At 68.9% G+C, this 11,039-nt stretch carries 10 protein-coding genes; 4 read left to right on the forward strand and 6 right to left on the reverse strand.

Translation table 11 applies throughout. The features are described from left to right. Positions 1 to 8: 8 nt before the first annotated feature. The 5 genes from ON31_RS25565 to ON31_RS25585 are packed head-to-tail and all read right to left on the reverse strand — an operon-like array spanning position 9 to position 5,311. Positions 9 to 1,895 carry a non-ribosomal peptide synthetase gene (locus ON31_RS25565; protein WP_051037745.1) on the reverse strand — a complete coding sequence of 629 codons (1,887 nt, stop codon included), beginning with the start codon at positions 1,893 to 1,895 and terminating at the stop codon, positions 9 to 11. Then, the gene (locus ON31_RS25570) at positions 1,892 to 2,914 is read right to left on the reverse strand and encodes an HAD-IIIC family phosphatase (protein WP_039817308.1); all 1,023 of its coding nucleotides are present in this window, start codon (positions 2,912 to 2,914) and stop codon (positions 1,892 to 1,894) included. Before ON31_RS25570 ends, ON31_RS25565 begins: the two co-directional genes overlap by 4 nt. Continuing rightward, on the reverse strand, positions 2,914 to 3,897 hold the full coding sequence (locus tag ON31_RS25575; protein WP_039817309.1) for a beta-ketoacyl-[acyl-carrier-protein] synthase family protein: 984 nt from the start codon (positions 3,895 to 3,897) through the stop codon (positions 2,914 to 2,916). The genes ON31_RS25570 and ON31_RS25575 overlap by 1 nt, the downstream gene beginning before the upstream one ends. Continuing rightward, complete coding sequence (locus ON31_RS25580) at positions 3,894 to 5,036, reverse strand: acyl-CoA dehydrogenase family protein (protein WP_039817310.1); 1,143 nt, start codon at positions 5,034 to 5,036, stop codon at positions 3,894 to 3,896. The genes ON31_RS25575 and ON31_RS25580 overlap by 4 nt, the downstream gene beginning before the upstream one ends. Beyond that, positions 5,033 to 5,311, reverse strand: a complete 279-nt coding sequence (locus tag ON31_RS25585) for an acyl carrier protein (protein ID WP_039817311.1) — start codon at positions 5,309 to 5,311, stop codon at positions 5,033 to 5,035. The genes ON31_RS25580 and ON31_RS25585 overlap by 4 nt, the downstream gene beginning before the upstream one ends. A 196-nt stretch (positions 5,312 to 5,507) precedes the next feature. Here ON31_RS25585 and ON31_RS25590 point away from each other — a divergent pair, with 196 nt between their 5' ends. The 4 genes from ON31_RS25590 (at position 5,508) to ON31_RS25605 (ending at position 9,684) form a co-directional block, all read left to right on the forward strand. Next, entirely contained in the window at positions 5,508 to 5,930 is a 423-nt protein-coding gene (locus ON31_RS25590) for a hypothetical protein (protein WP_039817312.1), read from the forward strand. 89 nt (positions 5,931 to 6,019) lie between these two features. Then, positions 6,020 to 6,334: a hypothetical protein gene (locus ON31_RS25595; RefSeq protein ID WP_039817313.1), complete on the forward strand. Its 315-nt coding sequence runs from the start codon at positions 6,020 to 6,022 to the stop codon at positions 6,332 to 6,334. A gap of 12 nt (positions 6,335 to 6,346) precedes the next feature. After that, positions 6,347 to 8,911 (forward strand): TPR repeat domain-containing protein, encoded by a 2,565-nt coding sequence (locus ON31_RS25600; protein WP_115061440.1) that lies wholly within the window; start codon positions 6,347 to 6,349, stop codon positions 8,909 to 8,911. Continuing rightward, positions 8,908 to 9,684, forward strand: coding sequence for a hypothetical protein (locus ON31_RS25605; protein WP_147286970.1), 777 nt, complete (start codon positions 8,908 to 8,910; stop codon positions 9,682 to 9,684). The genes ON31_RS25600 and ON31_RS25605 overlap by 4 nt, the downstream gene beginning before the upstream one ends. A gap of 428 nt (positions 9,685 to 10,112) precedes the next feature. Here the strand turns inward: ON31_RS25605 and ON31_RS38450 are convergent, their stop codons facing one another. Beyond that, positions 10,113 to 11,027, reverse strand: coding sequence for an HNH endonuclease signature motif containing protein (locus tag ON31_RS38450; RefSeq protein WP_306306427.1), 915 nt, complete (start codon positions 11,025 to 11,027; stop codon positions 10,113 to 10,115). Between the last annotated feature and the right edge of the window lie 12 nt (positions 11,028 to 11,039).

An 11,039-nucleotide genomic window follows, 5' to 3' on the forward strand; every position in this document is an offset into this window, starting at 1 on the left:
GATGTCCTTCACACCTCGAATGCCAGGGGGATGTCGGCCGCCGCGGCGGGTTCGGCGGTGTGCGCCGGGTCCGCGGGCAGCGCGGCGGCCTGCGCGGCCACGGTGTCCAGATCGAACAGCAGGCCCACCGAGATCGCGCCCGGCCAGCGCGCCTCCAGCCGCATGTGCAGCGCGACCACACGATGGGAGTTGCCGCCGACGTCGAGAAAACGGTCCTCGCGGTCGAATTCGTCGTGCAGCAGCACTTCCGACCAGATCGCGCCGATCGCGCGCTCGGCCTCGGACCAGTCGTCCCGCGAAACCGGTTGCCGATCAACGGGTTTGTACAGCAGCGCGCGCAGGGCGGATTCGTCGAGCTTGCTGCTGCCCGCCGCGATCGGCAGCGCGTCGATGGGGACGAAGCGCGCCGGAACCGCCTCGGGCATCAGACGTTCGGCACAGAATTCCGCCAACGCACTCGATGCGGGCGGGACGGCGGTGCTGTCCACCGGCACCCAGAACCCGGCCAGATATACGGTGTCGTCGACATCGGTGACCGGCAGTACGACCGCTTCACGCACGGCCGGATGGGCTTCCAGCACCGTCTCCACCGCACCGCGTTCGATGCGCACACCCCGAACCTTGAGCTGACTGTCGGCGCGACCGTGGAATTCGATATCGCCGTGGGCGTCCGTGCGGGCGAGGTCACCGGTCAGGTACATGCGCGCACCCGGTTCGGCGGCGAACGGGTCGGCCACGAAGCGGGTCGCGGTCAGGCCAGGCTGGGCGGCGTAGCCGTCGGTGATCTGTCCGCCGCCGAGGTACAGGTCGCCCCGCGCGCCACTGCGGACCGGACGCAGCCGATCGTCCAGCAGGTGCGCCGTGCTGCCCGCGGTCGGCCTGCCGATCGGTACCACCTGTCTCGGGATGTCCGCGACGGTGTGCACGATGCAGGTGACGGTCGCCTCGGTGGGTCCGTATTCGTTGTACAGGGCGGCGGCGGGCAGGATCTCGCGGTGCTCGTCCACCACACGCGCCGGAAGCGCCTCCCCGGCCAGCGTCACAATGCGCAGCGTCGACCGCAGTTCGACCAGACGCGGCAGCAGCAGCCGGTAGAACGACGGGGTGGCGACGAGGTGGGTCACCGCGTGGCGACGGGCGAGCGCGGCGACCGCGTCCGCGTCGCGCAGCGTCCGGGCGTCGGGCAGCACGCTCGTGCCGCCCACCGTGAGCGCCCAGGCCAGTGCCATCAGGGAACCGTCCCAGATCAGCCGCATGGCCGAGAAGGTGACCAATTCGCCATCGGTGTACGGGTAGTCCCGCGAGCCGATCAGGGTGGCGAGATTCGCGCGGGAAACCACCACCACCTTGGGCACGCCCGTGGAGCCGGAGGTGGTGATGGCGTAAGCGGGCGCTCGCGACAGCGGCCGACCCGGCAGTGGCATCTCGGACGATTCCGCCCGCACGGCGACGTCGAGCAGTGGCGGACCCCCCGTCGCGTCCGCCACTGCCGCCGCCACCCCGCCCGGCGTGAGCGGATCGCGGCCGTCGATGATCACGGCCCCGCAATCCACCGCCGCCAGCAACGCGCCCAAGGACGCCTCACCACCAGGGCCGGGTTCGATGACGCACCAGGCCGCCGCCGCGCGCTGGGCCGCGATCATCCCGATCAGGGTATCCAGGCTCTGTTGCTGGTAGACGACGACCGTCTGCCCGGGCCGCACCCCGGCGGCGAGCAGCCGACGCGCCAACGACGCTGTCGCGGTGTCGAGTTCGCGGTAGGTGACCGAGCGCTCCCCCACGACGAGGGCGGTGCGATCGGGTACCCGGTCGGCTTGGCGCAGGAACCCGCCGAGCAGGTCGGCGCTCGGCACATCGGTACTCGGTATATCGGCGCTCAGCGGGTCCGTGTTCATCGGACCACCTCGACATGATCGGTGCCGCCGATGGTCGCGGCCGGAGCCGTGCGGGCGAGCAGCATGCGGTCCCCCGCGCGCTCGACCACGTCGTATCCGGCGAAACGCAGGGTCACCAACATGACCCGGTTCAGCGGTGTGGCAACGAATTCCGCGGCCGAGCGCAGACCGGCCGCGTCGGCGCGCCGCACCACCTCGGCGATGAAGGCGGTACCGACACCGCGCGACATGACCCGGCAGGACATGAGCAGCAGGAGCAGGACCGAATCGGATCCGCGCCGTTCGGTCACCGCCAGCCCGATGGTGCCGTAGCCACCGAAGCGGTCGGTGAGCGAGGCGACGAGCACCTCGTGGCGCGGGGAGGCGCACAGGGCCCGCAGTTCGGCGAGGTCGAAGGTGACGCCGGTGGTATTGAGCTGGTGGGTGCGTTCGGTCAGCTCGTGTGCGCGCACCAGATCGGCTTCGGTGGCCGGGCGCACCGTCATGACCAGATCCAGCGAGGCGAGGAAATCGGAGTCCGAACCGCCGAATTCGGCCTGGGACTCCTGGCGTTCGCGTTCCGCGCGGTACAGAGCGCGACGCTGCCTCGCCTCGGATGTCGCGGTGGCGGGCGTGAATTCGGGTAGCTCCGGCAGTTCGGCAATGCGCTCGACCGGGTAGCAGCGCACCTCCGGGAGGGCGGCGGCCACCTCGGCCAGCTCGACCGGATCATTGTCGACGAAGGCGATGGTGTCGCGTCCGATATTCAGTGCCGCGGCGATGCGGCGGACGGCCTCCGACTTGGGACCCCAGCCGATCTCGACGGCCGAGAACATGTCCTCGATACCGTGGGCGCGCAAATGCGCCGTGGTGGCGGCCGGTTCGCCGCGACTCGCGACTGCGTGCAGGATGCCGCGCTCGTCGAGAGTCCGGATGGTGTGCAGCACTTCGGCTTTCGGTGCGCCACCATCGGCTTCCAGGACGACGCCGGGCCACACCGTGTCGTCGAGATCCCAGACCAGGCATTTCACCGTCGTCATCACAGCCTCCGCAGCAGCCCGGCGCTCCACGCGGCGACCGGGCTGCTGTTCAACAGCAGTGCGTACGCATCGGTCGCTCGGGTGGGTGCAGCGGCTTCGAGATTGACCAGCATGTCCATCGAGCCGAGATGGCCGTAGGCCGCCAGATTGGCGTGGCAGACCTTGTCGACCGGGCGGTCGAGCGCCTCCTCCCAGAAGGCGAACGCTCCCGCCGACAGGTTCTGCATGAGCATCGACCCCGGCGCGCCGTGAGGAACTTCGTTGCGGCGCAGCAGTTCCGGGATGATCGTTTCGAATCGCTTCTTGCTCTCCACGGCGAGCCGGAAGGAATAGGTGGACTCGTCGGCGCACTCCTCCACCCAGTCCTCGGAGTCCGTGTCGCGGTAGTCGATGCGGAACAGATCGGCGTATTTGCCTTCACTGCGCACGATCTGGTCGACGAACTCCCAGCGACCCGGACCGGAGGTGGTGACCAGCACCGCGGCCGCACCGTCGCCGAGCAGCGTCATGGGGGCGCGATAGCGGTTGCGGGTGGGTGTCTTGGCCGCGGTGACCACGAGGGCGGTGCGGCAGTGGGTTTCGGCGCGCACCAGGGCGGCGGCCAGGGTCAGTGCCGAGGAGATGGAGACGCAGCCGAGATCGCCGACCGCCGTGGTGAAGGCGCGGGTGGCGCCGAGCCGGTGTTGCAGCCGGGTCGCCTCCGAGGCCAGCAGGTAGTGCGGTGCGCGGCCGGTGACCAGGATCAGCGCGTCCAGGTCTGCGGCGTCGAGCGCGGCCTCGTCCAGGGCGATGCGTGCCGCCTCGGCGGCGAGATCGACCTCGGTCATGGCGTCGGCCGTGCGCACCGTGTCGATGCCCAGGGCCAGGGCGTGGTCGCGGCGGTGCGCGGGCAGTTCGGACAGTTCCGCCAGGGTCGCGACCTCGGCCACGGTGTCCGGGAACCAGGTCGCGACCGGACCCAGCAGTACGCGGTCGTGCGTCATCGCGCACCCCGCACGACATGTTCACCCATGGCCACCTCGGCGACCTCCTGTGCTCCCTCGATGATTTGCATGACCTTGGCGTCGCGATAGAACCGGCCGACGCGACCGTCCGGTGCGCAGCCCGCCGCGCCGAGCACCTGCACGGCGCGCTCGCTGACCGTGGCCGCGGCGGCCGCGGCCGCGTATTTGGCGGTGATGGTGGCGATTAGCGCCGCCGGGGATCCGGCGATCCGGGCGTCGCCCGCGCGTTCGCACAATGCTCGAGCGCCTTCGACGTCCGCCCAGCCGCGGCCGAGCGTGGCGCGGATCAACTGGTGCTCGGCGAGCACCGTGCCGCCCTGGACGCGGGTGGCGGCGTGAGCGGCGGCATCGTCGAGGCAGGCGCGGGCGAGCCCGACGCAGCCCCAGGCGACGGTGTAGCGGCCGTGATCCAGCGCGGTGCCGATGACGTGGGACAGGCCGAATCCGGGCGGTGCGATCAGCTGGGTGGCGGGGATGCGCACCCGGTCGAACCGAATGGTCGCCAGCCGCGCGCCGCGCAGGCCCAGGCCACTGTCGGCGGGCTCCACCGCGACGCCGGGACGGCGCCGATCCACCAGTGCCGCGCACAGGCCACCCGGGGCGGAGCCGGGTGCGGTCGGCCCGGATGCCGGATCGGGCGATCCACCCACCTTGCCGAGTACGAGGTACACGTCCGCGCGCTGGCCGAAGGTGACCCACAGTTTGGTGCCGGTCACCAGGTAATCCTGGCCGTCGGGTGCGAAAGTCGTAGCGACAGCGGATAGTTCGGTGCCAGCACCGGCTTCGGTCGCCGCCAGCGCGGCAATGAGCTCACCGGAGGTGAGCCGGGGCAGCCACTCGCCGCGCTGCGCGGCCGTGCCCCAGCGGTCCACCGCGGCGGCGACCATTCCGTGCACGGTCAGCAGCGAACGCAGGCTGGTGCACGCGTGCCCCAGCGTCGCGGCCAGTTCGCCCAGCTCGCGCGCATCGCATCCGGCACCGCCGAATGCCACGGGCCGATCCGCGCCGAGCACCCCGGCCCGCGCCGCCCGCTCGACCATGGCATCGGGCAGCCCGTCGCGATCCCACCGCGCACCGTCCACGGCCGCGGCCCGGACGAGGTCGTCCACCGCGATCACGAGCGACTGTCCCCGCCCCGCTTGCGCTCGACGAAGGCGGCCGCCCGCGCCGCGCTGCGAAAGTTGTCCAGCTCGAGATCCTCGACCTCGACCGTGATGCCGTACGTCTTCTCGACGTGCACGACGATCTCGAGCGCCCGCAGCGAATTCACCAGTCCGAGCGCGAAAATATCGTCATCCGGCGACAATTCGATCTCGGCCATCGACCCGAAGTAGGCCAGCAGCTCCTTCGCCAGCTCCGCACGCCGCGCCTCGACCCGTTCCAGGTCTCCCACGAATGTTTCCCTCTCGCCGTGATCCCGCGGCGAGCTCCTCCCGATCCCTCACCGCGTAGACAACGACACCATCGCGGGTGATGGCGAACAAGCCCCGGTTTCTACGGGCGAAGCGGGCACAACGTGGCCTCGAGTCCACTGGGTACTGTTCCCCTACGAATCGTTTCTCATCCCGAATCGTTCGAAGGAAGGACGAATGGACAGGCCAGGATCGGACTCGCTCGGCACGAAGCTGGACAGACTGGCCGAGGCGCTGACGGAGGGGCACGCCGCCATCCGAGCCGACGGCGTCTACGTCGATGTCAGGGCGGACGGCCAGGTCACCACCGTGCACATCGACGAGGACGCCTTTCCGGGCGGGCGGCGGCTGGGTCCGCTGCTCACGCGCCTGCTCAACAGCGCCCGCGCGCAGGCGCAGGCTCAGGTCGAAGATCTGGTTCGCGAGGTGCGCGACGATCCCCGGACAGCGGCGGTGATCGCACAGATCGGGGACGCACCCCAGCGCGACCTGCCACCGGCGGCCGCCCCGCCGCCCTCGAACATGGGCTACGGCTCCGGCGACGTGGACGATGAGGACTACCACCCGCTGCGGCCGAAATCGCGCATCGCGGCCGACTGACCGAGCGTCCGGCGCGAGGGCCCCGCGACTCGCGTCCAGTACAGTTACCAGCGGAAACGGACCAGACTGACCGAAGCGGGGATCGGCCGATGAGCTACGACGCCGAGGATTTCATCTTCGTCGACCGGGAACGGGTTCGTGGCCTGGTGTCTGCGATGAACACCGCGGCGGACACGCTGGGCGGGATCCGCGCCGACGACCAGACGCTGTCCTCGACGCTCACGCTGAACCCACTGCTGCCCGGCACCGGGATCGACGCGGCATGCATGACCGGCTCCACCAATGCCACGATCGCCATGACCGCGACCACCGAACAGGTCCGGGTGATGGCCGTGCGCACCGGCAACGGCCTGTCCGCGGTCCTGGCGCAAGACGCGGACTCCGCGAGCCGGATCCCCCGGTAGCGAGGACCGGCCATGAGCGAGTCCCCCACTCCCACCGTGTCGCAAGTGCGCGACTGGCAACTCGAGCAGCTCGAGCAGCAGGGCGGCTTCTGGAACCAGCAGGCGAGCAAGTTCCAGACCGAACTCGACGTCGCCTACAACGATATCGGCAACTCCGCCGACTACCTGGTCGGCAAGTTCGGCAACGGTCTGCGCGACAAGAGCGTGACCGTCCGCGACACCGGCTATCGGACCATCGGAGCGCTGCAAGCGGCCGGCACCGCGATCAGCAACGGTCTCGAGCCGCTACGGTTCGCTCAGAAGACGGTGACGACGCTGCTGACCGCGATCACCTCCGGCGGCTTCCTCTGGGGTGAGGACGGCACCGTGACGCTGTCGCTGGCGCAGACGGCGAACGCGCTCTCCGGTGACGCGGACAGCGCGGCCATCAAGCTCGCGGCGCTGGAACGCCAGGCCGACGAGTACACCCGCGCCCTGCAAGCCGGACTGTCCGGGGCGGGGGCGGCCGCGCAGAGCGTCGTCCAGGGCATCGACACCGCGTTCGCGGAGCTGCCCAACGCCGGTGCCGCGCCGTCGGTCGACGGCAATACCGGCGCGGACCTGGGCGCGGAAGTCGCCAAGGAGGGCCCGGTGTCGCCCGAGGCCATGACCCGCATCGAGCAGGCCCTCGACCAGGTCAACCTTTCCGGCGACGACCAGGCGACACTGGCATCCGGTGCGACCGTCGTCGTGCCCGCCTCCACACTCGAGTTCACCCAACGCCTCCTCGAGACCGCCGGACCGGAGGGCTTCGCCGAACTCAGCGAGCAACTGCGGGCGCAAGGACCCGAAGGCGAAGCCCGGGCGCAGGCTCTCGGCAATGCGGTCATGCTGCTGTCGAACGAGCAGGTCGTCGGCGTCGGCGCGGACGGCGGCCAGACCCCCGGCGGCTACGACCGGCTCCCCGGCGACGTCCAGCAAATGATCTCCACACGGGTGAGCCTCAGCGGCTCGGCACCGGACGACACTGCCAGCCAGTACCCCGACATGGGGCTGCCGGGCATCGCGAACCAGGGCGCGTTCCTGTCCCAGCAGGGCCGGTTCCTCGATGCCATCGCACAGTCGGACCCGGGTTACCAGCCCGGCACGAAACTGTCGACCGAACTGCACCGGCAGGGCCTGCATCTGGCCTGGCTGGAATCGCACAACGTTCAGATGGGTCCGGACTCCGGTGTCCCCCTGGATGATTCGCTCACCAACGCGATCGAGATCGCTTCCCGCAACCACGAGGGAACCACCGCCATCCTCACCGGCGAGGGCGGACCGGAGATCCTGGGCGACGGTTACCACCCCGACACCGCGATGCTGTCGCTGCTGCAACGCGAATCCAGCGACCCGAACAGTCCACTGCTCGGGGCGATGACCGACTGGATTCCACAGGATGCGCACGTCACCGTGCCGCCGGAGCACCCCGACTATCAAGCGCAGGTCGACCAGGCCACCCACGCCGGGCGGGCCGCACGCGGACTGGCGGACATCATCTCCACCACCGACTCCGCCGACGGCACCAACAACTTCGACGTGCTGCTGTCCGGCAAGAACCCCGACGATCTCGGCACTCTGAACAGCGCCGGGATATCGCCCGAAGCGGCCAAGGAGGTCGCCGAGGCACTGCAACCGTTCGTGGGAAAGCTGGTCGGCATGCCCGATGATCTGTCGGGCACCCTCGGATTCGGCAACGACTTCGGGCCCAGAGAGGTGGTGCGGACGCTGAGCGTGCTGTCCACCGATCCCGGCGCCAGTCAGATCATCAACGGCGCGGCCCTGGCGGAGTCGCAGCGGATGGACAAGGTGTTCGTCACACCCGGTATGCCCGGTGCCGGTGATCCCGATATCGGCCGATACGCCAACCGGATGGAGTGGGCGGTGAACGAGGCGCTGAAGAACGAATACAGCGAACGCAGCGACGAGGCCAGAGACGCCGCCGCCGAGAAGACCGCGCAATGGAACGCGGCCTACACCGCCGCGCAGATCGCGGCCAGCGGGTTCGGCCCCGGCGGGGTCGCGGCCGCGACCGCGGCCGAACCGTTCAAGCTGGGCGTGTTCCCGTTCGACCCCGAACAGGTCGACCCGCACGACCCGCTGAAATACAATCTCCGGCCCGACCAGGTCGGCCCGCACGACCCGTTGACCGTCAACGGCAACGATTTCAGCGCGACCGAATTCGGCGACCCGGCCCACCGCCAGTACAACGCCCTGCTCGAACTCACCAACCAAGGCAGGATCGACATCAACGACGTGCCACCGGAATACAAAGACGCCAGCGGACAACGATTCAAGAACTACACCGACTACACCGCCGACATCAAAGGCCAGCCGCAGGGTGACCGGACCCCCTCCGCAGATCGGGTGAACGCACTACTTACTGGAGCTGGCATCGACACGACGAAGTTCGACGCCTACGGCCAGAGGGCCGACGACGGTGAGGACTCGGCACTCGAGAACCAGATCAAACCCCTCGACGGCAAGAAAACGGTCAACGATGTCCTCGCTGGCCTCGCCGAACCCATCGACCCCAAGAACACGTGGCCCAAATGATGACACCACGATCATCGGCACGACTCACCGCGACCATCGGCGCGGTGATCATCCTCGCCACCGGATGCGGTGGAACCGACACCCGCGACACTCCGACAACCAGCACCAGCTCGCGCCCCTCGAGTGGCGTATACGAACCACCTGACGAGGTCCGCAACGCCACCGTGGTGTGGTCGGCCGAACCCGGCATCGACCTCTTCTCCACCCCAGCCACACTGATGCGCGCCGCGAACGAATCCGACATCATCGGCAGCTACGCCGGACTCGAGCACGCCTACCCCGGCTACGCCAACGCCCTGGATCGGCCATACGCGACCCGCTACCAGGTCGAGAGTTACCGCGGAACCATCGCCGGAACGGTGCTCAACCACATCCAGCGAATCCAGGACACGGGGGACGGGTACCTCGTCGAATTCTGCGCCCTACCGAACGCCTACGGTCAACTCGATGACGGCCGGTACAGGAGGTGGTACGGCCGAGGATCCGCCCTGGCAGCGCGATTCACCCGCACCGACGACACACTCGCCCCCACGACCTCCACGCCCACCACCACGACCACTCCAAGTCCAGCACCGGACCGAATGCACTGGCAGGCACCTACCTACAACGTGTTCACCGGATGGACCATCTCCTACGTCGTGAACGAGACATCGTGCGATGACTGGGCCCTGAGCCTGTATCCGGACGCACCGGTCGAGAACGAGATCAGCTACAGCGACACGCCCCCACCCGTGCAACCCGCCTACCCGGGCTGGCCCACCCAACCGGACTAGACCACCCGCACGACTGGCAACTCGAGACGCTGAACGACCTCCACGGATCCCGATGATCTCACCGTCATCAGGGATGTGGCTGCTCGCCGGGGTGTTTCCATGTTGGATCGCCGTGAATTCTGCGCGATGCGCCCATTCACCGGCTTCGAACATTTTCGCGTCATGCCCGACGACGGCTGACTGGAGTTCGGCCCGCGGGACTGGGGAGTGATTGTTCGGCAGTAGGTTTCGGCCTTGTCCATGTGTTGAGGTGTCGGGGGTCGTGTCGGGCTCGGGGTGTTGCTGCAGAGATGTGAAGAGATGAGTGTGGTGGCGTTGGGTGCCTTACCTGGCTTGCGCTGACGCCGGGTTGGGTGCCGCGCGCTTCTACCCCAGCCGACGGACTGGCTGGGGTTGCGTTCTCGAGATGGTTGTTACCGGGGTGGTTGTTATTGGCGTAAGTGATCGCCTCGGGTCGGGTCCGGCTGCTGGGCGTTTTGCGGGGGCACCGTGCGGGCGTGATGATCTGAGCGGTTGTGGTGGTCGGTAGCGTTTCGGTCGTTCCGTCGCGGGGACGGGCGATCACACGCGCCCGCACCCTGTCGACCCAACGGCGGAGGCATCGGCCGACCGACGACCGAGCGCTTCGGCTGACCCGACATCGGCGACGTCGGCTGACTCAGTGTTGGAGGAGGTGTCGGTGGGCCGACCACCGAGGGCGTCGACCGTGCGAGCCCAGGGGACATCGGCTGGCCGAGCGTTGGGGATGCCGATCGGCTGAGCGTCGGGGGCGACTGCCCGCCCGGGGCATCGGTGAGCCACTGCTCCGGATGATGATGCAGATTCACCCGAGGAACCCGACCCGGATCGATCCGCGTCGGCGGCGCCCACACGACACGACCCGGATACCGGCCACTACCGACACCGCCGCCACGGTTGCCGACACCACCGATGCTGCCGCCGCCGATATTGCCGCCACGGCTGCCGTCGCTGCCGCTGCCGCTGCTGTTGCCACCGGCGATGCCGTGGCTGTAGCCGCGTCCGAGGGTGGCCCACCCGGCCGGATCCTCGACATCCTCGGGGATCTGGGCGTGGCAGCGGTCGCACACCAACGTGAGGTTGTCGATATCGGTACGACCACCCCGCAACCACGGCACCATATGATGCACCGCGCACATCGTCGCCGGAGCCTCACACCCCGGGCGGGTACAACCCCGGTCGGCGGCGATACACGCCAACCGCTGCCACGACGACGCCAACCGATACCTCCCCCGCCCCAAATGCAACGGGAGACCCTTGCCGTCGAACAACATCAACAACGGGTAGCTACCCTCGGCCATCCGCAACGCGTCGGGGATCGACATCACCGACCCCGA

It is taken from the genome of Nocardia otitidiscaviarum NBRC 14405 (genome assembly GCF_000308635.1).
GTDB classification, from domain to species: Bacteria; Actinomycetota; Actinomycetes; order Mycobacteriales; family Mycobacteriaceae; genus Nocardia; species Nocardia otitidiscaviarum.